The sequence below is a fragment of the Enterobacter sp. 296B2 genome (assembly GCF_034106185.1).
GTDB lineage: Bacteria > Pseudomonadota > Gammaproteobacteria > Enterobacterales > Enterobacteriaceae > Enterobacter > Enterobacter cloacae_N.
This window is the reverse complement of sequence record NZ_JAWNCA010000009.1, coordinates 23,647-47,589: the sequence shown is the minus strand read 5'-3', so window position 1 is coordinate 47,589 and position 23,943 is coordinate 23,647. Positions and strand designations below refer to the sequence as shown.

Below are 23,943 nucleotides of genomic sequence, written 5' to 3'. Positions count from 1 at the left end.
CGCTAATATTTGGCGGGTGCATTCAAATTTTTTGCAGGCAGAAAATGTGGTCAGATTATTCTCTTGAAGTGGTCGATGCTGTCGCGCGTAACGGCAGCTTTAGCGGGGCGGCGCAGGAGCTACACCGCGTCCCTTCGGCTATCAGCTATACAGTACGTCAGCTTGAGGAGTGGCTGGCGGTACCGCTGTTTGAACGGCGGCATCGTGATGTGGAATTAACGCCTGCAGGCGCGTGGTTTTTGAAGGAAGGGCGTTCTGTTATCAAAAAAATGCAGATCACCCGCGAACAGTGCCAGCAGATCGCGAACGGCTGGCGGGGACACCTTTCCATTGCGGTGGATAACATCGTTAAGCCCGAGCGCACCCGGCAGATGATTGTCGATTTCTACCGTCATTTTTCCGACGTCGAACTGCGGGTTTCGCAGGAGGTGTTCAACGGCGTCTGGGATGCGCTGGCGGACGGCAGGGCAGAGATGGCCATTGGGGCCACGCAGGCGATCCCGGTCGGGGGGCGTTACGCCTTTCGTGATATGGGGATGCTGAGCTGGAAATGCGTGGTGGCAAGCGATCATCCGCTGGCGAAGATGGAAGGGCCGCTGAGCGATGATACGCTGCGCGGCTGGCCGTCGCTGGTGCTGGAGGATACCTCCCGCTCGCTGCCCAAGCGTATCACCTGGCTTTTGGACAACCAGCGGCGGGTGGTGGCCCCTGACTGGGAATCGTCGGCGACGTGCCTCAGCGCCGGGCTCTGCGTCGCGATGGTACCCGTTCATTTTGCGAGACCGCGAATCGACACCGGTGAGTGGGTTGAGCTGGCCCTGGAGAATCCGTTCCCGGATGCGGCCTGCTGCCTCACCTGGCAACAAAATGATGTTTCGCCGGCGATGGCCTGGCTTCTGGATTATCTGGGGGACAGCGAAACGCTTAACCGGGAGTGGCTGAGGGAGCCAGCCTGACTGGCTCCGCAATGAGATTAACGACGGTAGTCGCGGAACGGGCCATCCGCAACGGAACGGCGTTCAATAAGGCGAGGGTGAACTTCAATGGACTGCGACTCTTCACGTTTGTTGACGATCCTGTCCAGCAGCATATTGAAGGCGGTTTCACCCAGCGAATCTTTCGGCTGGTGAATGGTGGTCAACGCTGGCGTGAAGAAGCGCGCGTTGCGCACGTTGTCATACCCGATCACGGAGATGTCCTGCGGGACGCGCAGACCCAGCTCATCGGCCGCACAGAGGGCGCCCATCGCCATGATATCACCCCCGCAGAAGACGGCGGTCGGGCGGTGCGGCTGGGAGACGATCTGCTGCATCGCGCGGTAGCCTGATTCCGGCTCAAAGTCGCCCTGCACGATCCAGTTTTCCGGCACGGTAATCAGCGCTTCTTCCATCGCTTTCATAAAGCCGGCCAGACGGCCCGCGCCGGTGTTGCGCTCCAGCGGACCCGGGATCACGCCAATCTCGCGATGGCCGCGCTCAATCAGATAACGGCCGGCCATATAGCCGCCCTCAAAGGCGTTATCGATAACCGAATCGGTGAAATCCGCGCGCGCTTCGCCCCAGTCCATCACCACCATCGGAATATGGCGATACTCTTCCAGCATCGACAGCACGGATTCCGGGTACTCGGAACACATTACCAGCAGGCCATCCACGCGCTTTTGCGCCATCATCGACAGGTAGGCGCGCTGTTTTTCAATGCTGTTCCATGCGTTGCCGAGAATCAGGGTATAGCCTTTCTGGAAGCAGTTTTTCTCCACCGCTTCAATGATCTCGGCAAAATAGGCCGCTTCACTGCTGGTCGCCAGCAATCCAATGGACTTGGTGTGATTGACCTTGAGGCTGCGCGCAACCGCGCTTGGCGAATAGTGCAGCTCTTTGATCGCTGCCCAGACCGCGTTGCGCGTCTCTTCCGCCACGAAGCGGGTTTTGTTAATTACATGTGATACGGTTGTAGTGGAAACGTTTGCGCGTTTTGCTACGTCTTTAATTGTTGCCATTAAATGTCACTCCAGACCATATCCTAAGCTCCTGAAAAACTTGAAGGTAAACGTTTGCCTTCTCTCACCCTTATCACGCAATTTTGGATTGCGGCACGCCAGGAAAACGACACGGGACGTCAGGAGGGGGTCAATGGCCGGTACGCTAATAAATTTAGCGTGGAATTTTGGCCTATCTTGATGAAAAGGGGAAGAGGTAAAGTGGTTATCAGTATAAATCCAGGAAGATTTTTGACGGAATCTGTGCAAAAATGAGCAAGCTCACTTTTCGTGGGGGGATTAAAAGGAGAAAAATTGATGAGTTCCGATCTGAAGTTTTCGCTGTTCACCACCGTTGTTGTGCTGGCTCTGATTGTCGCGGCCGGTCTGACGGCTGCACTGCACTGATTTACGCGGAGGGAGAGCCTTCTCCCTCCCCATCGCCGCGATTGTTACTTCTCTGGCAAAAATCTTTTGCCATTTTGTTAACTTCTCATTTTTTGTGATTGATGTCATGCTTTCCGCTTCTTTGTTCTGTGTCACCACATGACACGGCATCCGGAGTTGACGCATGAAAATCAATTTTCCCCTGCTGGCCCTGGCGATTGGCGCTTTTGGGATTGGCACCACTGAATTCTCCCCGATGGGGTTACTGCCTGTTATTGCCCGGGGCGTAGACGTCTCGATCCCTGCGGCAGGCATGTTAATCAGCGCCTACGCCATCGGCGTGATGGTGGGGGCGCCGCTGATGACGCTTCTGCTTTCTCACCGGGCGCGCCGCAATGCGCTGATTTTCCTGATGGCGATTTTCACTCTGGGCAACGTGCTTTCGGCCATTTCGCCGGACTACACTACCCTGATGCTGTCGCGCATTCTGACCAGCCTGAACCACGGCGCGTTCTTTGGGCTGGGCTCGGTCGTGGCCGCAAGCGTAGTGCCAAAACACAAGCAGGCAAGCGCTGTAGCGACCATGTTTATGGGGCTGACGATTGCCAACATTGGCGGGGTGCCGGCGGCAACCTGGCTGGGGGAAGCGATCGGCTGGCGTATGTCCTTCCTGGCGACGGCCGGGCTGGGCGTGGTCGCGATGGTGGCGTTGTTCTTCTCTCTGCCGAAAGGCAGTGCAGGAGAACGTCCGGAAGTGCGTAAAGAGCTGGCGGTGCTGATGCGCCCGCAGGTGCTCTCCGCGCTGCTCACCACGGTGCTGGGGGCAGGGGCGATGTTTACCCTCTACACCTATATTTCACCGGTGCTGCACGATATCACCCACGCAACGCCTCTTTTCGTTACCGCGATGCTGGTGCTGATTGGCGTCGGCTTCTCGATCGGCAACTATCTCGGCGGGAAATTTGCTGACCGTTCCGTGAGCGGGACGCTGAAAGGCTTCTTAACCCTGCTGATTGTCATTATGGTTGCTATCCCGTGGCTGGCGCGTAATGAGCTCGGAGCGGCGATTGCGATGGTCGTCTGGGGGGCCGCAACCTTTGCCGTGGTGCCGCCGCTGCAGATGCGCGTGATGCGTGTTGCCCATGAGGCGCCGGGCCTCTCGTCTTCCGTGAATATCGGGGCGTTCAATCTCGGCAATGCGCTGGGCGCAGCCGCCGGAGGCGCCGTGATTTCAGGTGGTCTGGGGTACAGTTTTGTGCCGGTGATGGGGGCCATTATTGCCGCGCTCGGCCTGCTGCTGGTAATGATGTCCGGCCGTAAACAGCCTGAAGCCGTTTGCACGGCGGAATAAGAAAAACGCAGAAGGGCGAACCCTTCTGCGTGTCTTTTACGCGGCGAAATTCTTCGCGACAAATTCCCAGTTAACCAGCGCCCAGAAGTGTTCCAGGTAGTTCGGGCGCGCGTTGCGGTAATCAATGTAGTAAGCGTGTTCCCACACGTCCACGGTCATCAGCGGCGTAGCGCTGGTGGTCAGCGGGGTGCCCGCGTTAGACGTGGACACGATAGCCAGTTTGCCATCCGCCTCTTTTACCAGCCACGTCCAGCCAGAACCGAAGTTCTTGATGGCTGCATCGGTAAACTTCGTCTTAAACTCGGCGAAGCTGCCAAAAGCGGCGTTAATGGCGGCCGCCAGCTCACCGGCAGGTTCGCCACCGGCATTGGGTGCCAGGCAGTGCCAGTAGAAGGTGTGGTTCCACACCTGAGCCGCGTTGTTAAAAACGCCACCCTCTGAGCTGCGAACGATCTCTTCCAGCGTTTTGCCTTCGAAATCGGTGCCCTTGATCAGGTTGTTCAGGTTGGTGACGTAAGTCTGGTGATGTTTGCCGTAATGATATTCCAGGGTTTCCGCTGAAATATGCGGTGCCAGGGCGTCTTTTGCATACGGTAGTGCAGGTAATTCGAACGACATTGCTTCTCTCCTTATTGTATTTTGCGTTGCCAATAACCACACAGACAACAGGGAAATGATAGCAAATTGAAAGGGTATGCAAAAGAGGAACTTACCCTGCCACGGATGTGGCAGGGCAGGGATTAGCGAATGGTTTTTGGCGTCATCACGCGACGCGCGCCGACGTAGTGGCGCATCCAGTAGTCTTCACTGAGCGAGGTGATCTGAATATCCTGGCCGCTGCGCGGTGACTGGATGAATTTCCCGTTGCCGACGTAGACGCCGACGTGGTCAGCCGTGCCGCGACCCTGGGTACGGAAGAAGACCAAATCGCCGTTTTCCAGCTCCCCGCGGTTAACCGGTGACGCATCGCGCAGGTGATACATCTCGTTGGCGGTACGCGGAATGCGGAATTTAACCAGATCTTTATAGGCGTAATAGACGAGGCCGCTGCAGTCGAAACCGGTGCGCGGCGAGCTGCCGCCCCAACGATAAGGTTTGCCAATCTGTCCCATCAGCTTATTCATCGCGGTTTTTTGCGCTTTTTGCACACGGACTTTATGCACATCCGCCAGTTTCGTCACCTTCGTGCATTTTGCTTTATGCCCTTTACGGGTAATGCATTTTTCTGTAACGAGGTTAGCGGCGGTCAGCGAAGCTTTATTTTTGGCGGTGCGGGTAGTGCGGGAAGATTTTGTTTTCGTCTTGCTGGAAGCGGTCTGTTTAGTCTGAGCGGTGGTTTTTTTCTTGACGTTCTTCGTGGTGGTTTTTTTCTTACGTTCTGTGGCTTTTACCAGATGGCTTTTTTGTACAGCAGATTGCCGCGCCTGCTGAGAGGCGTTTGCCGCTGGCGTGAAAGTGAGTGAAGTAAACAGTAAAGCACAGAGCGTGATCGAGATTTTAGTTATCCGCGCCACTGGGCAGTCCCCTGATATATGCAGGTCATCAATAATACCCGCGTGTGATTTACAAAGCCCGTCGATTCTAATCCATAAAAACCCGAGAAGTTAATAGCATTTTTCAATCTAAAAACCTGTTTCGTTAGCAAGTGCAAAAAAAATCATCGTTCTGCCGCACAATTGTTCACTCCCTGAGCAAAACCCTGACGGTCGCAGGGGTAAACACCATTTGCAATGCAACTTTTGTAGAGTCGCGGTAAAATATATAAACGTGACGAAAATGTTATTTTCCGATGCCAGCCTGACCCGCTACAATGTCAGACTATTGCCGTAACAGAAGTTAAAGGAAGCAAGACATGAGCACCACTATTGAAAAAATCCAGCGCCAGATCGCTGAAAACCCGATTCTGCTGTATATGAAAGGTTCTCCGAAGCTGCCAAGCTGCGGCTTTTCCGCGCAAGCGGTTCAGGCGCTGTCAGCCTGTGGTGAGCGTTTTGCTTACGTTGATATCCTGCAGAACCCGGACATCCGCGCAGAGCTGCCAAAATACGCTAACTGGCCGACTTTCCCGCAGCTGTGGGTTGACGGCGAACTGGTTGGCGGCTGCGATATCCTGATTGAGATGTACCAGCGCGGCGAACTGCAGCAGCTGATCAAAGAGACGGCGGCGAAGTACAAAACCGAAGAGCCAGACGCTGAGTAATTTTCTGCGTTAATAAAAAAGCGACCTGATAAGGTCGCTTTTTTTTATTCTTCACTGTCGCCCATCGGCAGCGGCCAACCGCCCAGACGCTTCCAGCGGTTGACGATCTCACAGAACAGCTCTGCGGTGCGCTCCGTGTCGTATAAGGCGGAGTGTGCCTGGGTGCCGTCAAACGGTATACCCGCCGTAATGCAGGCCTTTGATAACACCGTTTGTCCCAGCGCCAGGCCGCTCAGCGCGGCGGTGTCGAAGGTCACAAACGGGTGGAAAGGGTTGCGCTTGAGCGACGCGCGCTCGGCTGCAGCCATGGTAAAGCTGTGATCGAAGGTGGCGTTATGGGCCACCATGATGGCGCGGCTGCAGTTGCTCTCTTTCATGCCTTTACGCACCATTTTAAAAATGGCGTGCAGCGCATCATATTCGCTGACTGCACCGCGCAGCGGGTTATGCGGATCGATACCGTTAAACGCCAGCGCCTCCGGCTGTAAGTTTGCCCCTTCGAAAGGTTCAACGTGGAAATGCAGCGTGGTGTCCGGTGTAAGCCAGCCCTGTTCATCCATCTTCAGCGTGATGGCGGCAATTTCAAGCAGCGCATCGGTTTTAGCGTTAAATCCGGCTGTTTCTACATCAATGACAACGGGATAAAAACCACGAAAACGGTCGCACAGACCGCTAAATTGAGCGTTATCGGACATCAGGGTCTCTTACCAGGGAAAAAGCAGAGCGCATTATGGCAAATTTTGCGGGGGGATGCAGTAAAACTACGGGCGCATGTTGCGCCCTGAGGGATCAGTTGCCCAGACCGCGGCCCGCGTCTTTGGCTTCAATCAGCTCGATCTTGTAACCGTCCGGATCTTCGACAAACGCAATCACGGTGGTGCCACCTTTTACCGGGCCCGCTTCGCGCGTGACGTTACCGCCATTTTTGCGAATGCGTTCGCACGCTTCGGCCGCGTTGTCCACTTCCAGCGCGATATGGCCATAGGCGGTACCCAGCTCATAGCTGTCCACGCCCCAGTTGTAGGTCAGCTCAATGACCGATTCATCCGTTTCCGGGCCGTAACCCACGAACGCCAGCGAGTATTTGTATTCCGGGTTTTCGCTGGTGCGCAGCAGCTTCATGCCCAGGACGTTAGTGTAGAAATCGATCGAACGTTGCAGGTCGCCAACGCGCAGCATGGTGTGAAGTAGGCGCATAATTTCCTCATTAACCAATGGAATAGACTATTTTTTTGAACAGAAACGATGTTTTAGTATAGCGGCGAAGTGTCGCCGCTATCAATGAACAATGGCGAGATTACAGAGAAGGATAGTCGGTGTAGCCTTCCGCGCCGCCGCCGTAGAAGCTCTCAGGACGCTGCGGGTTCAGGGCCGCTTTCTGCTGCAGACGGGCTACCAGATCCGGGTTGGCAATATAGTCGCGGCCAAATGCCACGGCGTCGATCAGCCCTTTATTAATCAGGTCTTCGGCTTTCTCTGGGGTATAAGCACCCGCACCGATGATCACCCCGTGGAAGCGCTCGCGCACTTTCTGACGGAAGGCTTCCGTGTAAGGCTTACCGCCGGCCCAGTCCGGCTCGGACATGTGCAGATAAGCGATGCCACGTTTAGCCAGTTCTTCGATCAGGTACAGGGCATCGGCTTCTTCGTTCGGACCGTTGTCGACATTCTGGAAAGAACCGATTGGGGAGACGCGGATCCCGATACGGTCCGGGCTCCACTCCTGGCAGACGGCGTCAACCACTTCCAGCACCAGGCGAGCGCGGTTTTCGACACTACCGCCGTACTGGTCGGTGCGATGGTTAGACGACGGTGACAGGAACTGGTGCAGCAGGTAACCGTGCGCGGAGTGCAGCTCAATCAGGTCAAAACCGGCTTCACGGGCGTTGGCTACGGCCTGGCGGAAATCGTTCACGATACCCGGGATCTCGTCCAGCTCAAGCGCGCGTGGCGTAGAGGTATCGACGCGGATCGCGTTGCCGTTTTCATCGCGCAGCGAGGTACGGGTATTCGCATTCAGGGCAGAGGCTGAAACCGGTGCCTGACCGCCAGGCTGAATGCTGCTGTGGGAGATACGACCGGTATGCCACAGCTGGACCGCAATGCGACCCTCTTCAGCGTGAACACCCGCGGTGATTTTCTGCCATGCGGCGATCTGCTCCGGGCTGTGCAGCCCCGGAGCACCCGCATATCCCTTGGCCTGAGCAGAAATCTGCGTGGCTTCGGTGATTATCAGGCCAGAGCTGGCGCGCTGACGATAGTATTCACCCATCAGTGGGGTTGGGATGTCACCCGGCTCAATGCTGCGCAGACGGGTAAGCGGAGCCATAAACACGCGGTTTGGCGCAGTGACGGCACCCACTTTTAAAGGGGTAAATAATTTTTCAGCTGACATAAAGACTCCTGAGTAGACCAGTCGACTAGTAATAATGGAAATAAAAACGCCTGCTAAGCGCCAGGCGCAGTAATCGTACTTTTCACATGCGCCAGCGCGCTTTCGAGCGGCACGGCACTGCGAGAAATTTTAGCCTGCAGGTTGGCCCCTAACCAGAGAGAGTAGAGCACCTGAGCCTGCGTTAAGGGATCGCCGGGGAAGGCTAGCGTATTTTCTTCGCGCCCCTTCGCCAGCGCCTGTGCCAGCAGGGCGATAACGCCGCTGGCGCCTTTATCCATTGCCGTGCGCATATCTTCTGAGAGATCGCACACTTCGGCAGAGAGTTTAACCGTCAGGCATCCGCTGATAATGCCCTGCTGACAGAACTGGTTCAGCGTTTCCTGATAGTAGTTCAGAACACGATCCCGATAGTTACCTTTCCCCGTCGCGAAGTGGGTCGCGAGGCGCTGGTGGTAGGCAGCATAGTGCCGCTCCAGCATCGCCACGCCAAAGGCCTCTTTGGACCGGAAGTAGTGATAGAACGACCCTTTCGGTACCTCAGCGGTTTTTAATAGCTCGCTCAGCCCCATACCGGTAAAGCCGCGGTGCATGCACAGCCGCTCACCGGTCGCCAGGAGATGTTCTCGGGTATCGTGTTCAGTATTTCTGCTCATGGATTCACTCTAATAGACCGTTCGGTCTAATGCAAGCTCTGTTACTGGCGACACGCGTTCAGAATGTCCAGCTGTTGCTGATAAACGCTTGATTTAACGTCCATCATGCCCAGCACCGTCGAGAATAAATTGTCCTGCGAAACCGCATTTTTTGCTGCGTGGTCGCGTAAACACTGCTCGTTGATGCCAAAGTTTTTCGCATAGTCCGGGGACAGCCAGAACATAAACGGAATGTGCGTCTGCTGCTCCGGCGCCAGCATGTACGGCGTGCCGTGCAGATAAATACCGCTCTCACCGAGCGATTCCCCGTGATCCGAGAGGTAAATCAGCGCGGTGTTCATGTTCGCCTGACGGGCTTTCAGCGCGTCAATGGTTTTGCTGACCATGCTGTCGGTATACAGAATGGTATTGTCATAGGTGTTCATCAGCGCCTGATGATCGCAATCCTGAATCTCATTGGTATCGCAGGTGGGGGTGAATTTACGGAAGTTATCCGGGTAACGGCGATAGTACGCCGGGCCATGGCTGCCCATCAGGTGGATAACCAGCACCGTGTCCTGCTTCAGACCGTCCAGCACGTTGTCCAGGCGGTAGAAGTTCACGTCATCAATACAGGATTGGTCTTTGCAGAACTGATCCAGCTTCCACTGCGTCATGTCGGTATGGGGAATACGATCGCACGCGCCTTTACAGCCACCGTCGTTGTCGCGCCACAGGAGGTTGAAACCCGCATGCTTGAGCACGTCGAGCAGCCCTTCCTGATGGTGCGCCAGGTCGGCATCGTATTTGCTGCGCGTCATACCGGAGAACATGCAGGGAACGGATACGGCGGTTTCAGTGCCGCACGACGAGGCCTGGGGGAAGTTGATCACATCCTGCTTTTTCAGTTCGGGGTTGGTTTCACGCCCGTAGCCATTCAGGGAGTAGTTCGCCGCGCGCGACGCTTCGCCGATGACCAGCACCAGAACGGTTTTCTTATGCTGACCCGAAATCAGCGCGCCTTTGTGCGCATCTTCGCCAATCCGCACCAGCGTTTGATCGCCGGCAAACCAGCGCATTTTGCTGTATTTCACCACGGCGCTGACGTAGTTCGCCGGGGTGACCATTTTGACGATGCTTTTATTATTGCGGAACAGCGATGCGTAATCTTTATAAAACACAGCGGCGATTAGAATAATCACCAGCAGGGCACCGAGCATCGCAGCAACGCGCGTCAGCAGGGCGTACCACCATTTTCCGGTACGAATACGGGTCAGCGCCAGCACCAGGGATGGAACAAGACCGGCTATGACAATCCACAGAATCATCTGCGGGGTCACCAGGGCGGTGGCTTCCTGGGAGTTAGTTTCGAACACGTTCACAATCATGTTTTGATCGATGACCGCGCCGTAGGTAAACATAAAATAAGTTGCCGCAGCGCATCCGACGGTTAAGACGATCAGCAGTGGCTTGCGGATATACGGAATATTGAGCAGGCTAAAAACAATCACCCAGCCACAAAACAGCACCACCGGTACGGACGCGGCAAAGAGAATGTCGTGTAGATGAGCAGGGGCAATAATGGCCCAGCTGCGCTGAATAAACAGCCCGTTTAGCAGCGTAAAGAAGAGTGCACAGCCCAGAGTGAATTTAATGTCGTTACACTGTAACTTTTTACTTAACCACATCGATCGCAAAACCTGTCATTGTATTGATGCGGCGAGTATAGAGAGTGAAGATTAGTGAAACCTTAATGCCATAAAACTGTGGTAAAGCCCTTGCACGCGGCGCTGTTAGCGTCTTCACTGTAGGTGAGAGTGGTTAACCGGAGGTGAGTGTGGCAGAGCAACTGGAGTTTTTCCCCATCCAGAGCCCGTGCCGGGGGATTTGTCAGGTAGATGAGCGCGGTTATTGCCGCGGATGCATGCGTACCCGTGACGAGCGTTTTAACTGGCAAAACTTCAGCGACACGCAAAAGCAGGAGGTGCTCCGCCTCTGCCGGCAGCGACTTCTGCGCAAAATCCGCGCAAACAAAGCCAGCGAGGCCGAAGAACCCCAGCAACCTTCACTGTTTTAATGCGGTAATTGCGTATACTCATGACATCACGTCCTTGAGGAAAATGTTATGGTTCAGCGAATTACCCTTGCCCCCCAGGGGCCAGAATTCTCCCGTTTTGTGATGGGCTACTGGCGCCTGATGGACTGGAATATGTCCCCCCTCCAGCTGGCAAGCTTTATTGAAGAGCACCTCGATTTAGGCATCACCACGGTCGATCATGCGGATATTTACGGAGGCTATCAGTGCGAGGCCGCCTTTGGCGAGGCGCTCAAGCTGGTTCCGGCGCTGCGCGATCGCATGGAGATCGTCACAAAATGTGGGATTGCCACCACGGCAAAACCTGAACATGCCCTCGGTCATTACATCACCGACAGCGCGCATATCATCAAGAGCGCCGAGCAGTCTCTGGTCAATCTGGCAACCGATCGTATCGACCTGCTGCTGATTCACCGTCCTGACCCGCTGATGGATGCCGATGAGGTGGCGGAAGCCTTCCTGAGCCTGCATCAGAGCGGGAAAGTGCGACACTTCGGCGTCTCCAACTTTACCCCGGCCCAGTTTGCGCTGCTTCAGTCTCGTCTGCCGTTTACCCTGGCCACTAACCAGGTTGAGATCTCCCCGGTACACCAGCCGCTGCTGCTGGACGGTACGCTCGATCAGCTGCAGCAGCTGCGCATTCGCCCGATGGCCTGGTCCTGCCTGGGCGGTGGACGCCTGTTTAATGACGAGGCGTTCCAACCGCTGCGCAATGAGCTGGAAACCATCGCCCGCGAGCTGAACGCGGAGAGTATCGAACAGGTGGTTTATGCCTGGATCCTGCGTCTCCCGTCAAAACCGCTGCCGATTATTGGCTCCGGAAAAATTGAACGCGTCCGTTCCGCTCTGGCCGCCGAAGAGCTGCAGATGACCCGCCAGCAGTGGTTCCGCATCCGCAAGGCCGCGCTGGGTTACGACGTGCCATAAACCGCCAGAAGGTGACTTTCCGGTGAAATCTGTGCCCCTGGTATACACTTAAGGGGCAAAAAATAACCCGCGGAGGTCATTATGAAGCGTTTTTCTCTGGCAATGGTCGCGCTGGTTGTTTGCGCAGGGGCGCAGGCAGCCAGCGACGAAGTAGAAATGAATCTCGTCACCTCACAGGGGGTGGGTCAGTCAATCGGGACGGTGAAAATCACTGAGACCGATAAAGGGCTGGAATTCGCACCCGATCTTAAAGCACTCCCGCCGGGCGAACACGGCTTTCACGTTCATGCCAAAGGGAGCTGTCAGCCAGCCATGAAAGAGGGTAAACCGTCGGCGGCGGAAGCAGCAGGGGGCCACCTCGACCCGCAGAATTCAGGTAAACATGAAGGGCCTGACGGAATGGGGCACCTGGGCGACTTGCCGGTGCTGGTGGTAAACAATGACGGTAAAGCCACGGATCCGGTCGTGGCCCCGCGGCTTAAAAAGCTGGATGAGGTCAAAGGCAAAGCGCTGATGATCCATGTGGGCGGGGATAACATGTCCGATCAGCCTAAACCGCTTGGCGGCGGTGGGGCACGCTATGCCTGCGGCGTAATCTGATCTCCAATCGTGCCCGGCGGTGGCGCCTGCTCGAGCTGCGACAGCGAGCAGTGCAGGCGCCAGATAATCGAGGCCAAATCGCGGGCTGCGGTCAGGTGATGCCGTGCAAGGGTATCGCAGATGCGCTGCAGTTCAGCAAGCGTGGCCTCCAGCGGACGCTGCTGAACCCCGCGCTCGCTCATGACATCGCGCAGCAGGGAAATGCAAACGTCACGCACCTGCGACAGCGGATCGGAACGCGTTTCCCACGCGCGAAGCTGCCAGACTACATGTGAACAGTTCAACAGCACCACGCCCCAGCGCAGCAGCCAGCGGCGGGACAGCGCGTCCTGGCTGTTATTTAACTGGCTGACGTGGTGATACACCAGCGATTCATACTCGCTTTCACGCAGATGCGGTTTGCGGCTGAGCTGGTCGACAAACCCTCTGCGCAACTCCCGAATATGCCTGCGGCTTTTGCGCGCGTCAGAGCCGGGACGCAACACCGCGAAGGCCAGCCACGCCAGCCCCACGCCCAGTATTTTCGCCAGGTTGTCATTGAGAAAGTCGGCGTAATCGTAAACCGGCGGATTCGTCACGGAGATAAACGAGCCCATAAAGACAATCAGCTGTCCCCAGAGGCCCGCCAGTTTCGGCATTTGCAGCTTAAGTAGCTGCATGGTGGTTAACAGCGGAAACAGGAACAGCAGAAACTGCCAGAGATCGCTTATCTGCACCATCAGGCCAAACTTCACCACAAAACTGAACAGTGACAGCAACACCAGCGTTCGCAGCAGCAGCGTAAGGGAGTTAAACGGCGAGGCCGCGACGGAGTATAGCACGCAGCTGATGGCGGCCAGCGTCAGGGCCGCCGAACCGGACTCCCACTGCGTGGTGATGCTCCATGCCCCCACCAGCATCAGCGCGCAGAAGGTGCGAAAACCGCTCCACAGCGCTTCCAGATAATCGGTGTGCCGCGCGAGAGCCGGGCTGCCGGGAACGGTGAACTCCGTGACCGGGGGGGCATTCTCTACCGCCTTAATCCAGCGGCTGCTGCGCAGGTATAGACGGCAAAAATAATTCAGACGCTGCCAGAAGGCGCGATGGCGGTAATCATATTCATCCACCGGGGCGAGCGGGGCAATGATCTTCGCAACTGTGTAGATATCTGCATCCGGCCGGGCAAGCGCCGCGAGCAGCGTTTCGATCACGGCGCGCGTGTTTTCCGGCGGCGTTGGCCAGTTGAGCAGCATCCGGCGCAGGCTGGAGATGGCGCTGGTCATGCGCAGCTGCTGGTGCAGCAAATAGTTAAGCAGGGTGTTCTGACGGCGAAAACGGTAATGGCTCCAGAAAGCCTGAATCCGCAACAGATTCATGGTCAGGATCTGCCCGATAACCTTTTCATGCGCGAGGCGGATGTCATCGCTGGTATCCGGTTGCCACAGCAGGCTCGCGTGTTCCAGCAGCCGGGTATGCATGGTTTTCAGCGCTGTGATAAGCGCGGTCCCGTCGGAGGTGCTGGGCAGGACCATCATCATAAATCCGCCGCAGAGGATCCCGACAATCACTTCGCAGACGCGCGCCTGAGCGATATCCCACAGCTCGGTAGTGTCGAGCACGTTGACGACCGGGAAGGCGATAATGGCGGCCGTATAGCCCGCCAGCTGAAAAGCGTAGGCGACGTTATTGGTGAAATGGGCGCAGGCCCATGTACAGCATCCCAGCCATGCCGCCATGCTCAGCAGGAACAACCACGGATCGTTCAGCGTGTGGCCCGCGATAATTAACGCCGCGGTGGCACCCAGCAGGCTGCCTGCGATACGGCCAAGGCTTTTGCTGATCACTCCGCCAACGGTCGGGAAACTCACCACCGCCGCGGAGGTCATCGCCCAGTAGGGTTCGTCCAGGTTCAGGTAATAGGCGACGGTCAGCGCCAGGCACATGGCTATGCCGTTACGCAGCGCGTAGCGCCACTGGGGACGCGTCGCTTTCATCCACGGCGTGTTTTGCCAGGAGAGCGCCTGCAGCTTCATTAACGGGTTCCGATGGAGACAGTGCAGGTGGTGCCGGATACCAGCGTGATGTCCCCGGGTAAATGATCAAACTCCACGCGCACAGGCACGCGTTGAGCCAGGCGCACCCACGGTACATTCGGTTTGATGTCCGGCACCAGCCCGGAATCGGTTTCAACGCTTTGATCGTAAATGGCGCGGCCAATGCTGGATACGTGACCCCGTAACTTCTGCGAGCCGCTGTAAAGCGTTATGGCGGCGGGTGCGCCTTCACGGATGTGCCGAAGCTTGGTCTCTTCGAAATAGCCCACTACGTAGAAGGAGTGGCTGTCGACGAGGGCAAAAATCGGCTGGCCGGTGGTGGCATAATTCCCCACGCGGGCGGAGAGGTTGGTCACCCATCCGTCGACGGGGGCGGTAATCACGGTTTGAGTCAGCTCCCACTGCGCTTGCTTCAGCGTCGCCTCTGCCGCGTTAACGCTCGCCTGCATCGCCTTAACGTTGATGTTGGCGGTATCCAAATCTTCCGCAGAGATGTAGTTTTTCGACAGATGACGGCGGCGGTTGGCCTCGTTGTTGGCCTTTGCCAGATCGGACTGGGCTTTCGCCAGCTGTGCCTGGGCGTTCAAAATCGCAATATGGTACGGGGTGTCGTCGATGCGGAATAACACATCTCCCTTTTTAACGTACTGGTTATCCTTAATCAGCAGCGACGTAATGCTTCCTGACACCTGCGGGGTGATGCTGACCTGCTCAGCGCGAATTTTACCGTCACGGGTCCAGGGGGACTGCATATAGAAATTCCACAACCACCAGCCAGCGACCAGGGCGAGGACCAGCACAAACAGGGTGGAAAAGTACTTCAGCGTTTTCAGAGGCATATTCACCACACGATCAAAACAGCAAGGCCCAGGCACACGGAGAGGGCAAACAGGGAGAGATCCATCAGCATGGGATGCCAGATTTCGCCGGAGTACATCCAGTCGCGAAGCAGGCGATGCGCGATGAGCCAAAGAATAAAGCCCACCAGCACGGCTTTAAACAGAGGGGGAAAGTAGACTGACGCACCGAAGATCAGGTCCTGGAGGGGTAAACCCTCTGAGCGATGAAAAAAGGTCACGAGCAGAGATCCTTTGCAGTGAACAGAATGCCGCGTTGGCTTGTCTGAGTATGAAGAAGCATCACGATTCAGTGTAAGTCATACTTTTGAGTTAGATGAATGAAGTATTGCATTTGTTTTGCCAATACAAATGCTGCACACTATTCTAAAATCAGTATAATAACTTAGCAAGCTAATTATAAGGAGATGAAATTGGAATCGCCATTAGGTTCTGATCTGGCAAGGTTGGTACGCGTCTGGCGTGCTCTGATTGACCATCGCCTGAAACCTCTGGAACTGACACAGACGCATTGGGTCACGTTGCACAACATTCATCAGCTGCCGCCGGACCAGTCGCAAATTCAACTGGCTAAAGCGATAGGCATTGAGCAACCGTCGCTGGTGCGCACGCTTGACCAGCTGGAAGAGAAGGGACTGATCTCCCGACAAACCTGCGCCAGCGATCGTCGCGCCAAACGGATTAAGCTGACCGAGAAAGCGGCTCCTATCATCACTGAAATGGAAGCCGTAATTACCAAAACGCGCGGTGAAATCCTTTCAGGGGTTTCACCGGCGGAGCTGGAAATGCTCATCAGCCTGATTGCACGCCTTGAGCAAAACATCCATGAGCTGCAGTCTCGCGACTGACAAACACCAGGCCTTGCAGCAGCAAGGCCTTTTAATTACTTAAAGACGACCACCCGATTACGGCCGGTCTCTTTCGCTTCATACATCGCCTTGTCGGCACTTTCCACGCACGTTTCAGCGGTTATCGATGATGAGGTTGCCGTGAATACCCCCATGCTGATGGTAATCGGCTCCGGTAACTGTCCCCCGCTGCTGGCTTTATCAAAGCTGCTTAGCTTTAACCGTATACGTTCCGCCACCTGACATGCTGCCTCAGAGGAGGTGTTTGCCAGCATCAGGACAAATTCTTCGCCACCGATTCGCGCCGCGATGTCCTGCGGGCGCACGGAATCCATCAGCAGATTGGCGACAAACTGCAGGACTTTGTCTCCCTGAAGGTGACCATAGTTATCGTTGATGCGCTTGAAGCGATCGAGATCGCTGACGATAACCGAAACGGGCCGGCTGGATTTGGCGATCTCCAGCGCCTGGTTTAACGATTCATAAAAATAGCTGCGGTTATAAAGGCGCGTGAGCGGATCGCGAATCGAATTCTGATACGACTGCTGATATTTTAAATGGGAATCACGGTACAGCATGAAAACGTCGTAAAGCAGAACAAAAATAATCATCAGCGTAGCGACGGTTTCAAATAGCCGGGCGCGATACCACGATATATCTTCAGCATGTCCGCCCACTAACAGCATTACGAGCGTAACGATATAGCACACGCACAGAAAATTACCGCCCACCCAGAACAGATTACGCACCCGCGTAATAAACATCAGGCTTGCTAATGTTACAACCCAGAGAACAATTAATGAAATATTGATGCAGTGGCTCCACAGAACCATAAACTGCCGCGTTTCATTATCAACCAGGTCGATGGATAAAAACGCAGAATGGCTGGAATATATCCAGGCTAACAGTACGCCGCAGGCGGTAAACAGAAATATACCGCTGACGATGGCGATATGGGCCGCACGGGAAAAGGACTGATTCCGAGTGGGATAGAGTAATGCCGAAGCGATCATCAGCACAGCCATTAAGAGATGGCGGAACATATAGTAGATCATCGCATCGTTGTAGTTAACGACGTTAAACTGATAGAGGTCAAGCCACGCTGGAAAGCTGGACAGCGTTCCGACCATCAGCAGTGCCGAACCGGCAAAGGCAAAGGCGATCGCAATCAGATAGAGCCGCCTCTTATCGCACCAGTATTTCATAGCCATAAAACAGGCAATAAACAGGTGAAACACGAGTAAAAAAATGGTGAGCGTAGGGAACACAAGAGGCGAGAAGGATGGTACCCATTCAACCAGTTTTGAAAAGAGGGCTTGTAGTATTCCGATAACGACAAGGCACCCGAAACAGAACGAGATATAACGACCTTTTAGACAAAGACTATTCGCAAGCATATAAATTTTTACAAAATGAAAAATAATTTATGAAGAGGTAATTGCGAAGAGTCTAATCAATTAATGCAATAAATACTTTGCGCAGAAACAATATACGGTGAGGTTAATTATTGGTGGGGTGAATGGATTTTGTAAATATATTCGTTCAAGTGATATATATTGTAAATGGATGTGGCCCGACGGCCACATCCATTTTTAATTAACGTGGGGACACGGTAACCTGGCTTCCGTTGCTTGCCAGCACAACGCGCTGACCTGCTGAGAAGCGGGTATTGCCCTGTTTCTGAACAACCATAATGGTGCTGCCGTCGTCTTTACGAATTTCCAGCTCTACGCCCTGCGTTTTGTTCATCGCACCCTGGACGCCCTGGCCTGCCACGCCACCGGCAACGGCGCCCGCTGCGGTTGCCAAAGAGCGGCCTGTGCCACCGCCAACGGTGTTACCCAGGAAACCACCCAGAACAGCACCACCGATTGCGCCCATGACGTTGTTTTCATCACCACCCTGAATTTGTACAGGACGGGCGTTAACAACGGTACCGTAAGTCACGCTCTGAACCTGTTTAGCTTCAGAAGCGCTGTAAACGTCGCCAGACAGTGAGCTGTCGTTCACACAGCCAGCCAGGGTTAAACCAATCAGCGAAACGCCCAGTACACGTACAATCATTTGAATCTCCTGTTCACCAAAAACGCCCATTTGGAGGCATCCGTTATGGCTAAATTATATGGCATAAAGGGCCATAGTTCATATCTTTGCACTAACAATAAGAAAATTGTACTTGAATTTGACTTAACGAGACATAAACAGGATCCGCTCGCGTTACCGGCATGACATTGTTAAAAAATATTATCGTCGGATGGCAAAGCAGCGTCGTTTATGGTTGAGTGGATATCCTTAGCCCACGCAACGTAAGGAAAGCGCATGAAATCGGGTCGCTACATTGGTGTGATGTCGGGCACCAGTCTGGATGGGGTAGATGTCGTTCTGGCCGCCATTGACGAACATATGGTAGCACAGCAGGCGAGCCTGACCTGGCCAATCCCCATTTCGCTGAAAGAGGATATTCTGAGTATCTGTCAGGGGCAGCAGCTGACTCTCTCCCAGCTTGGTCAACTTGATGTTCGCCTGGGGGCGCTGTTTGCGGATGCGGTGCAGGCGTTAATGCAAAAAGAACATCTTCGACCTCAGGATGTGGTCGCCATCGGGTGCCATGGACAAACCGTCTGGCATGAGCCGGTTGGCGAGGCGCCGCATACGTTGCAAATCGGCGATAACAACCAGATAGTGGCAAAGACGGGCGTGACGGTCGTCGGGGATTTCCGTCGTCGCGATATTGCCCTTGGCGGGCAGGGCGCACCGCTGGTGCCTGCTTTCCATCAGGCGCTGTTGGCGCATCCTTCAGAGCGTCGCATGGTGCTCAACATTGGCGGGATTGCTAACCTCTCGATGCTTATTCCGGGGCAGCCCGTTCGCGGCTACGATACCGGCCCCGGGAATATGCTAATGGATGCCTGGATCTGGCGGCAGTGCGGTCAACCGTATGATAAAAACGCCGAGTGGGCGAGCGAGGGTAAAGTGATCCTCCCGCTGCTGCAGTCTATGCTCAGCGACCCATATTTTGCCTTGCCGGCGCCGAAAAGCACGGGGCGTGAATACTTCAACTTTGGCTGGCTTGAGCGCCAGCTGGCGCTGTTCCCGGCACTGGCCCCGCAGGATATTCAGGCGACGCTTGCCGAATTAACGGCCGTGTCTATCTCTGAGCAAGTGCTGCTCAGCGGCGGCTGCGAACGCCTGCTGGTGTGCGGCGGCGGAAGCCGAAACCCGTTGGTGATGGCACGCCTTGCCGGGCTGCTGCCGGGTACAGAAGTGACGACGACGGACGAGGCCGGCATCAGCGGTGATGATATGGAAGCGCTGGCTTTCGCCTGGCTTGCCTGGCGCACCATCGCCGGGCTACCGGGCAATTTGCCGTCGGTAACCGGCGCGCGCGAGGCCAGTGTCCTCGGGGCGATTTTCCCGGCAAATCCGCGTCATAATCAGAGTTAACTGAAATTCAGCGCGTCGTCTCGTCGTTAGAATGGAGTAAAACAGGAGGGCGGTCATGCCCTCCAGGACCAGGAAAGTCTACGGAATACGCCCATGAAAAAAGTTCTTCTTATTGTCGCGCCTTTATTGCTGTCAGGGTGCAGCGTCTATAACCAGTTCCTTGAGCGCATGCAGACCGATACGCTGGAGTATCGCTGCGATGAAAAACCGCTGACCGTGAAGTTGAATAACCCACGTCAGGAAGCCAGCTTCGTTTACGACAATAAGCTGCTGACCCTTAAACAGGGGATCTCGGCCTCCGGGGCACGTTATTCTGACGGTATCTATGTGTTCTGGTCAAAAGGCGACAGCGCTACGGTCTACAAACGCGACCGCATTGTGCTGAACAACTGCCAGCTTGAAAATCCGAAGCGTTGAGATTTTTACAGGGGCGGCGCACAATAGCGCCACCCAATCTCAAGATCAGCTAACGCCATGTCAGATAACGATGAACTGCAGCAAATTGCGCATCTGCGCCGTGAATACACCAAAGGCGGCCTGCGCCGCCAGGATCTTCCCGCTGAACCCCTCGTGCTCTTTGAACGCTGGCTGAAACAGGCCTGCGATGCGAAGCTGGCTGACCCAACGGCCATGGTCGTCGCGACGGTAGATGAAAACGGTCAACCGTATCAGCGCATCGTCTTGCTCAAGCATTACGACGAGAAAGGGCTGGTGTTCTATACCAACCTGGGTAGCCGCAAGGCGCACCATCTGGAAAATAATCCCCGCATCAGCCTGCTGTTCCCCTGGCACATGCTGGAACGTCAGGTGATGGTCACCGGCAAGGCGGAACGTCTTTCGACGCTGGAGGTGGTGAAGTATTTCCACAGCCGTCCACGCGACAGCCAGATTGGCGCCTGGGTGTCAAAACAGTCCAGCCGGATCTCTGCCCGCGGCGTGCTGGAAAGTAAGTTCCTGGAGCTGAAACAGAAGTTCCAGCAGGGGGAAATTCCCCTGCCAAGCTTCTGGGGCGGCTTCCGCATTCCGATTGAGCAGATGGAGTTCTGGCAGGGCGGTGAGCATCGCCTGCACGACCGCTTTTTATACCAGCGCGAGAATGGCGGCTGGAAAATCGACAGACTGGCACCGTAATCCCCGAAATTTGTTGATTTAAGCGCTAGCGCACACCGCGCTTGCGCTTTATTCTATTGTCCTTTCGCATCAGGCGAAAAGTCGTGTACCGGCAAAGGTGCAGTCGTTTATACATGGAGAATTTGATGGCAAGCAGTAACTTGATTAAACAATTGCAAGAGCGGGGCCTCGTGGCCCAGGTGACGGACGAGGAAGCGTTAGCAGAGCGACTGGCGCAAGGCCCGATCGCGCTCTATTGCGGCTTCGATCCCACCGCTGACAGCTTGCATTTGGGGCATCTTGTTCCATTGTTATGCCTGAAACGCTTCCAGATGGCGGGCCATAAGCCTGTTGCCCTGGTGGGCGGCGCGACCGGTCTGATTGGTGACCCAAGCTTTAAAGCCGCGGAGCGTAAGCTGAACACCGAAGATACCGTGCAGGAGTGGGTGGATAAGATCCGCAAGCAGGTTGCACCGTTCCTCGACTTCAACTGTGGTGATAACTCTGCCATTGCCGCCAACAACTACGACTGGTTTGGCAGCATGAACGTGCTGACCTTCCTGCGAGACATCGGCAAGCACTTCTCTGTTAACCAGATGATTAATAAAGAAGCCGTGAAGCAGCGTCTGAACCGTGACGATCAGGGTATCTCCTTTACCGAGTTCTCCTACAACCTGCTGCAGGGCTATGACTTTGCCTGCCTGAACAAGCTGCACGGCGTTTCTCTGCAGATCGGCGGTTCTGACCAGTGGGGGAACATCACCTCCGGTATCGACCTGACCCGTCGTCTGCATCAGAACCAGGTGTTTGGCCTGACCGTTCCATTGATTACCAAAGCGGACGGCACCAAATTCGGTAAAACCGAAGGCGGCGCGGTGTGGCTGGATCCGAAGAAAACCAGTCCGTACAAATTCTACCAGTTCTGGATCAACACGGCGGACGCCGATGTTTACCGCTTCCTGAAGTTCTTCACCTTCATGGACATTGCAGAGATCAACGCGCTGGAAGAGGAAGATAAGAACAGCGGTAAAGCACCGCGTGCCCAGTACGTGCTGGCGGATGAAGTGACCAAACTGGTTCACGGTGAAGAAGGTCTGGCCGCGGCAAAACGCATTACTGCAAGCCTGTTCAACGGTACCCTGAGCGATCTGAGCGAAGCGGACTTCGAGCAGCTGGCGCAGGACGGTGTGCCGATGGTCGAAATGGAAAAAGGGGCTGACCTGATGCAGGCGCTGGTGGACTCTGAGCTCCAGCCTTCCCGCGGTCAGGCGCGTAAAACCATCGCGTCCAACGCTATCACCATCAACGGTGAAAAGCAGGCTGACCCGGAATACACCTTCGTTGACGGCGATCGTCTGTATGGCCGCTACACGCTGCTGCGCCGCGGTAAGAAAAACTACTGTCTGGTCTGCTGGAAATAATTAAAAGTCTTCAGGGGCGTGGGAAACCACGCCCTTTTTGTTTTTTTCGGGTTTGGTAAGTAAAAGATGAAGAACATCCTCGCCATTCAGTCCCACGTTGTATTTGGACATGCTGGCAATAGCGCAGCGGAGTTCCCGATGCGCCGCCTCGGTGCCAACGTCTGGCCCCTTAATACCGTGCAGTTCTCTAACCATACGCAATACGGCAAATGGACCGGCTGCGTGATGCCGCCTTCACACCTCACCGAGGTTGTGCAGGGTATTGCCGATATCGACCAGCTCAAACGCTGTGACGCCGTGCTGAGCGGCTACCTCGGCTCAGCGGAGCAGGGGGAACATATCCTCGGTATCGTGCGTCAGGTTAAAGCGGCAAACCCGGCGGCAAAATACTTCTGCGACCCCGTCATGGGACACCCGGAGAAAGGCTGCATCGTGGCGCCTGGCGTAGCGGAGTTTCACGTTCGTCATGCGTTGCCCGCCAGCGATATCATTGCGCCCAACCTGATTGAGCTGGAGATCCTCTGCGAGCATTCGGTTAATAGCGTAGAAGAGGCGGTACGCGCGTCTCGCGAGCTGATAGCCCAGGGGCCTGAAATTGTGCTGGTAAAACATCTCGCCCGCGCAGGACTGACCCAGGAGCGTTTTGAGATGCTGCTGGTGACGAAAGATGACGCATGGCATATCAGCCGCCCGCTGGTGGATTTCGGCACGCGTCAGCCGGTAGGAGTGGGGGATGTGACCAGCGGGCTGCTGCTGGTGAAACTGTTGCAGGGCGCAACGGTGAGAGACGCGCTGGAGCACGTTACGGCAGCGGTGTATGAAATTATGATTGCGACGAAAGATATGCAGGAATATGAACTGCAGGTGGTCGCGGCACAGGATCGAATCGCTAAGCCGGAGCATTATTTCAGCGCAACGCAGCTTTAAACGATGCCGGTTGGCGCTGCGCTTACCTGGCCTACTTAACCCGTAGGCCCGTGCAAGCGCAGCGCCGCCGGGCGATATTAGTTAAGACCTTCCGCTTTTAGCGCCGCAGCCACCGCTGGACGCTCCGCCACGCGCGCCATATACGATGCGATGTGGTCCAACCCCTCCAGGTTCAGCTTAACCGCACGCGCCCAGCGCAGTACGGTAAACAGGTACGCGTCGGCAATGGTGAAACGTGAACCACAAATCCACTGATCGTCTTTCAGCGCTTCATTCACAAACTGCAGCTTTTTCTCCAGCAGGGCTCGCACGGTTGGCTTGTACTCTTCCGGCGTTTCCGGGCGGAACAGGGGGGTAAAGCCTTTGTGCAGCTCGGTGGCGATATAGTTTAACCACTCCAGCGTCTTATAACGTGCGACGCTGCCGGTAGGGGCAAGGAGCTGGCGATCCGGTACGTTGTCCGCCAGGAATTGCATAATCGCCACGCCTTCGGTCAGCAGAGTACCGTCATCCAGCAGCAGGGCCGGAACCTGCCCTTTTGGATTAATCGCAAAAAAGTCATCCCCGTTTTCCAGGCGCTTTTTCATCAGATCAACGCCATCCAGCGTGAAATCTTTGCCGCTCTCGCGCAGGGTGATATGGGAAGCAAGAGAGCACGCGCCCGGTTTGTAGAACAGTTTCATCGGTAACTCCTTTTTGCTGAGGTTTCAGCTATGTTAGTGCGCGAAGGGACAAAAA

General features: G+C 55.4%; 27 protein-coding genes. 13 read left to right on the top strand and 14 right to left on the bottom strand.

Annotated elements, in window-relative coordinates:
• The first annotated feature begins 44 nt into the window (after nucleotides 1-44).
• The gene (gene punR / locus URZ40_RS09025; RefSeq protein WP_192981534.1) at nucleotides 45-956 is read left to right on the top strand and encodes a DNA-binding transcriptional activator PunR; all 912 of its coding nucleotides are present in this window, start codon (nucleotides 45-47) and stop codon (nucleotides 954-956) included.
• Between the two features lie 17 nt (nucleotides 957-973).
• Here the strand turns inward: punR and purR are convergent, their stop codons facing one another.
• Nucleotides 974-1,999, bottom strand: a complete 1,026-nt coding sequence (gene purR, locus URZ40_RS09020) for an HTH-type transcriptional repressor PurR (protein ID WP_008500597.1) — start codon at nucleotides 1,997-1,999, stop codon at nucleotides 974-976.
• 297 nt (nucleotides 2,000-2,296) lie between these two features.
• Here purR and URZ40_RS09015 point away from each other — a divergent pair, with 297 nt between their 5' ends.
• Together URZ40_RS09015 and URZ40_RS09010 are read left to right on the top strand one after the other, a co-directional pair.
• Entirely contained in the window at nucleotides 2,297-2,386 is a 90-nt protein-coding gene (locus URZ40_RS09015) for a YnhF family membrane protein (protein WP_008500596.1), read from the top strand.
• A 163-nt stretch (nucleotides 2,387-2,549) separates the two neighbouring features.
• Nucleotides 2,550-3,716, top strand: coding sequence for an MFS transporter (locus URZ40_RS09010; RefSeq protein WP_320720382.1), 1,167 nt, complete (start codon nucleotides 2,550-2,552; stop codon nucleotides 3,714-3,716).
• Between the two features lie 36 nt (nucleotides 3,717-3,752).
• Here URZ40_RS09010 and sodB read toward each other — a convergent pair whose 3' ends face one another.
• Nucleotides 3,753-4,334, bottom strand: a complete 582-nt coding sequence (sodB, locus tag URZ40_RS09005; RefSeq protein WP_116340394.1) for a superoxide dismutase [Fe] — start codon at nucleotides 4,332-4,334, stop codon at nucleotides 3,753-3,755.
• A 122-nt stretch (nucleotides 4,335-4,456) separates the two neighbouring features.
• A complete protein-coding gene (locus URZ40_RS09000) occupies nucleotides 4,457-5,230 on the bottom strand; it encodes a C40 family peptidase (RefSeq protein ID WP_116340392.1) in 774 nt (257 codons plus the stop codon).
• A gap of 338 nt (nucleotides 5,231-5,568) precedes the next feature.
• Between URZ40_RS09000 and grxD the strand changes: the two genes are divergently transcribed.
• A complete protein-coding gene (gene grxD / locus URZ40_RS08995) occupies nucleotides 5,569-5,916 on the top strand; it encodes a monothiol glutaredoxin 4 (RefSeq protein ID WP_003832760.1) in 348 nt (115 codons plus the stop codon).
• 44 nt (nucleotides 5,917-5,960) lie between these two features.
• Here grxD and rnt read toward each other — a convergent pair whose 3' ends face one another.
• The 5 genes from rnt to eptA form a co-directional block, all read right to left on the bottom strand.
• Nucleotides 5,961-6,611 (bottom strand): ribonuclease T, encoded by a 651-nt coding sequence (gene rnt, locus URZ40_RS08990; protein ID WP_061098432.1) that lies wholly within the window; start codon nucleotides 6,609-6,611, stop codon nucleotides 5,961-5,963.
• Between the two features lie 94 nt (nucleotides 6,612-6,705).
• Entirely contained in the window at nucleotides 6,706-7,113 is a 408-nt protein-coding gene (gene gloA / locus URZ40_RS08985; protein WP_166710886.1) for a lactoylglutathione lyase, read from the bottom strand.
• Nucleotides 7,114-7,213: 100 nt separating this feature from the next.
• Nucleotides 7,214-8,311 carry an alkene reductase gene (locus URZ40_RS08980; protein WP_116340390.1) on the bottom strand — a complete coding sequence of 366 codons (1,098 nt, stop codon included), beginning with the start codon at nucleotides 8,309-8,311 and terminating at the stop codon, nucleotides 7,214-7,216.
• A 53-nt stretch (nucleotides 8,312-8,364) separates the two neighbouring features.
• Nucleotides 8,365-8,964: a TetR/AcrR family transcriptional regulator gene (locus URZ40_RS08975; protein ID WP_163329030.1), complete on the bottom strand. Its 600-nt coding sequence runs from the start codon at nucleotides 8,962-8,964 to the stop codon at nucleotides 8,365-8,367.
• Between the two features lie 41 nt (nucleotides 8,965-9,005).
• Entirely contained in the window at nucleotides 9,006-10,631 is a 1,626-nt protein-coding gene (eptA, locus tag URZ40_RS08970) for a phosphoethanolamine transferase EptA (protein WP_163329032.1), read from the bottom strand.
• 149 nt (nucleotides 10,632-10,780) lie between these two features.
• On the opposite strand from eptA, the gene URZ40_RS08965 reads away from it, so the two are divergent.
• The 3 genes from URZ40_RS08965 to sodC all read left to right on the top strand — a co-directional run bounded on the left by URZ40_RS08965 (nucleotide 10,781) and on the right by sodC (nucleotide 12,565).
• Complete coding sequence (locus URZ40_RS08965) at nucleotides 10,781-11,020, top strand: DUF1289 domain-containing protein (RefSeq protein WP_116340384.1); 240 nt, start codon at nucleotides 10,781-10,783, stop codon at nucleotides 11,018-11,020.
• Nucleotides 11,021-11,068: 48 nt separating this feature from the next.
• The gene (locus tag URZ40_RS08960; RefSeq protein WP_116340382.1) at nucleotides 11,069-11,965 is read left to right on the top strand and encodes an aldo/keto reductase family oxidoreductase; all 897 of its coding nucleotides are present in this window, start codon (nucleotides 11,069-11,071) and stop codon (nucleotides 11,963-11,965) included.
• 81 nt (nucleotides 11,966-12,046) lie between these two features.
• Nucleotides 12,047-12,565, top strand: a complete 519-nt coding sequence (sodC, locus tag URZ40_RS08955) for a superoxide dismutase [Cu-Zn] SodC (RefSeq protein WP_316378981.1) — start codon at nucleotides 12,047-12,049, stop codon at nucleotides 12,563-12,565.
• On the opposite strand, the gene URZ40_RS08950 is transcribed toward sodC, so the two are convergent.
• From URZ40_RS08950 to URZ40_RS08940, 3 genes are read right to left on the bottom strand one after another with little or no spacing between them, the layout of a single operon-like run.
• Nucleotides 12,544-14,577 carry an FUSC family protein gene (locus URZ40_RS08950; RefSeq protein WP_316378982.1) on the bottom strand — a complete coding sequence of 678 codons (2,034 nt, stop codon included), beginning with the start codon at nucleotides 14,575-14,577 and terminating at the stop codon, nucleotides 12,544-12,546. The two genes, sodC and URZ40_RS08950, sit on opposite strands and share 22 nt — an antisense overlap.
• A complete protein-coding gene (locus tag URZ40_RS08945; protein WP_316378983.1) occupies nucleotides 14,577-15,437 on the bottom strand; it encodes an HlyD family secretion protein in 861 nt (286 codons plus the stop codon). The genes URZ40_RS08950 and URZ40_RS08945 overlap by 1 nt, the downstream gene beginning before the upstream one ends.
• A gap of 2 nt (nucleotides 15,438-15,439) precedes the next feature.
• Nucleotides 15,440-15,676 carry a DUF1656 domain-containing protein gene (locus URZ40_RS08940; protein WP_039266199.1) on the bottom strand — a complete coding sequence of 79 codons (237 nt, stop codon included), beginning with the start codon at nucleotides 15,674-15,676 and terminating at the stop codon, nucleotides 15,440-15,442.
• A gap of 186 nt (nucleotides 15,677-15,862) precedes the next feature.
• Here URZ40_RS08940 and slyA point away from each other — a divergent pair, with 186 nt between their 5' ends.
• Nucleotides 15,863-16,303 (top strand): transcriptional regulator SlyA, encoded by a 441-nt coding sequence (gene slyA / locus URZ40_RS08935; RefSeq protein WP_021241135.1) that lies wholly within the window; start codon nucleotides 15,863-15,865, stop codon nucleotides 16,301-16,303.
• 35 nt (nucleotides 16,304-16,338) lie between these two features.
• Here slyA and URZ40_RS08930 read toward each other — a convergent pair whose 3' ends face one another.
• Nucleotides 16,339-17,700 (bottom strand): GGDEF domain-containing protein, encoded by a 1,362-nt coding sequence (locus URZ40_RS08930; protein WP_316378984.1) that lies wholly within the window; start codon nucleotides 17,698-17,700, stop codon nucleotides 16,339-16,341.
• Between the two features lie 199 nt (nucleotides 17,701-17,899).
• Nucleotides 17,900-18,367, bottom strand: a complete 468-nt coding sequence (gene slyB, locus URZ40_RS08925; protein ID WP_028012906.1) for an outer membrane lipoprotein SlyB — start codon at nucleotides 18,365-18,367, stop codon at nucleotides 17,900-17,902.
• 255 nt (nucleotides 18,368-18,622) lie between these two features.
• Here slyB and anmK point away from each other — a divergent pair, with 255 nt between their 5' ends.
• From anmK to pdxY, 5 genes are all read left to right on the top strand, one after another.
• Complete coding sequence (gene anmK, locus URZ40_RS08920; RefSeq protein ID WP_192981520.1) at nucleotides 18,623-19,747, top strand: anhydro-N-acetylmuramic acid kinase; 1,125 nt, start codon at nucleotides 18,623-18,625, stop codon at nucleotides 19,745-19,747.
• 93 nt (nucleotides 19,748-19,840) lie between these two features.
• The gene (gene mliC / locus URZ40_RS08915; protein ID WP_116340370.1) at nucleotides 19,841-20,164 is read left to right on the top strand and encodes a C-type lysozyme inhibitor; all 324 of its coding nucleotides are present in this window, start codon (nucleotides 19,841-19,843) and stop codon (nucleotides 20,162-20,164) included.
• A gap of 57 nt (nucleotides 20,165-20,221) precedes the next feature.
• Nucleotides 20,222-20,878 (top strand): pyridoxamine 5'-phosphate oxidase, encoded by a 657-nt coding sequence (gene pdxH / locus URZ40_RS08910; RefSeq protein ID WP_028012909.1) that lies wholly within the window; start codon nucleotides 20,222-20,224, stop codon nucleotides 20,876-20,878.
• Between the two features lie 125 nt (nucleotides 20,879-21,003).
• Nucleotides 21,004-22,278 (top strand): tyrosine--tRNA ligase, encoded by a 1,275-nt coding sequence (gene tyrS / locus URZ40_RS08905; RefSeq protein WP_023311370.1) that lies wholly within the window; start codon nucleotides 21,004-21,006, stop codon nucleotides 22,276-22,278.
• Nucleotides 22,279-22,344: 66 nt separating this feature from the next.
• Nucleotides 22,345-23,205 carry a pyridoxal kinase PdxY gene (pdxY, locus tag URZ40_RS08900; RefSeq protein WP_116340367.1) on the top strand — a complete coding sequence of 287 codons (861 nt, stop codon included), beginning with the start codon at nucleotides 22,345-22,347 and terminating at the stop codon, nucleotides 23,203-23,205.
• A 77-nt stretch (nucleotides 23,206-23,282) separates the two neighbouring features.
• Here the strand turns inward: pdxY and gstA are convergent, their stop codons facing one another.
• A complete protein-coding gene (gstA, locus tag URZ40_RS08895) occupies nucleotides 23,283-23,888 on the bottom strand; it encodes a glutathione transferase GstA (RefSeq protein ID WP_320720374.1) in 606 nt (201 codons plus the stop codon).
• Nucleotides 23,889-23,943 lie beyond the last annotated feature (55 nt).

Coding starts and splice junctions, on each gene's coding strand:
- punR (WP_192981534.1), top strand. CDS start 45: ATGTGGTCAGATTATTCTCTTGAAGTGGTCGATGCTGTCGCGCGTAAC.
- purR (WP_008500597.1), bottom strand. CDS start 1,999: ATGGCAACAATTAAAGACGTAGCAAAACGCGCAAACGTTTCCACTACA.
- URZ40_RS09015 (WP_008500596.1), top strand. CDS start 2,297: ATGAGTTCCGATCTGAAGTTTTCGCTGTTCACCACCGTTGTTGTGCTG.
- URZ40_RS09010 (WP_320720382.1), top strand. CDS start 2,550: ATGAAAATCAATTTTCCCCTGCTGGCCCTGGCGATTGGCGCTTTTGGG.
- sodB (WP_116340394.1), bottom strand. CDS start 4,334: ATGTCGTTCGAATTACCTGCACTACCGTATGCAAAAGACGCCCTGGCA.
- grxD (WP_003832760.1), top strand. CDS start 5,569: ATGAGCACCACTATTGAAAAAATCCAGCGCCAGATCGCTGAAAACCCG.
- rnt (WP_061098432.1), bottom strand. CDS start 6,611: ATGTCCGATAACGCTCAATTTAGCGGTCTGTGCGACCGTTTTCGTGGT.
- gloA (WP_166710886.1), bottom strand. CDS start 7,113: ATGCGCCTACTTCACACCATGCTGCGCGTTGGCGACCTGCAACGTTCG.
- URZ40_RS08980 (WP_116340390.1), bottom strand. CDS start 8,311: ATGTCAGCTGAAAAATTATTTACCCCTTTAAAAGTGGGTGCCGTCACT.
- URZ40_RS08975 (WP_163329030.1), bottom strand. CDS start 8,964: ATGAGCAGAAATACTGAACACGATACCCGAGAACATCTCCTGGCGACC.
- eptA (WP_163329032.1), bottom strand. CDS start 10,631: ATGTGGTTAAGTAAAAAGTTACAGTGTAACGACATTAAATTCACTCTG.
- URZ40_RS08960 (WP_116340382.1), top strand. CDS start 11,069: ATGGTTCAGCGAATTACCCTTGCCCCCCAGGGGCCAGAATTCTCCCGT.
- sodC (WP_316378981.1), top strand. CDS start 12,047: ATGAAGCGTTTTTCTCTGGCAATGGTCGCGCTGGTTGTTTGCGCAGGG.
- URZ40_RS08950 (WP_316378982.1), bottom strand. CDS start 14,577: ATGAAGCTGCAGGCGCTCTCCTGGCAAAACACGCCGTGGATGAAAGCG.
- URZ40_RS08945 (WP_316378983.1), bottom strand. CDS start 15,437: ATGCCTCTGAAAACGCTGAAGTACTTTTCCACCCTGTTTGTGCTGGTC.
- slyA (WP_021241135.1), top strand. CDS start 15,863: ATGAAATTGGAATCGCCATTAGGTTCTGATCTGGCAAGGTTGGTACGC.
- URZ40_RS08930 (WP_316378984.1), bottom strand. CDS start 17,700: ATGCTTGCGAATAGTCTTTGTCTAAAAGGTCGTTATATCTCGTTCTGT.
- slyB (WP_028012906.1), bottom strand. CDS start 18,367: ATGATTGTACGTGTACTGGGCGTTTCGCTGATTGGTTTAACCCTGGCT.
- anmK (WP_192981520.1), top strand. CDS start 18,623: ATGAAATCGGGTCGCTACATTGGTGTGATGTCGGGCACCAGTCTGGAT.
- mliC (WP_116340370.1), top strand. CDS start 19,841: ATGAAAAAAGTTCTTCTTATTGTCGCGCCTTTATTGCTGTCAGGGTGC.
- pdxH (WP_028012909.1), top strand. CDS start 20,222: ATGTCAGATAACGATGAACTGCAGCAAATTGCGCATCTGCGCCGTGAA.
- tyrS (WP_023311370.1), top strand. CDS start 21,004: ATGGCAAGCAGTAACTTGATTAAACAATTGCAAGAGCGGGGCCTCGTG.
- pdxY (WP_116340367.1), top strand. CDS start 22,345: ATGAAGAACATCCTCGCCATTCAGTCCCACGTTGTATTTGGACATGCT.
- gstA (WP_320720374.1), bottom strand. CDS start 23,888: ATGAAACTGTTCTACAAACCGGGCGCGTGCTCTCTTGCTTCCCATATC.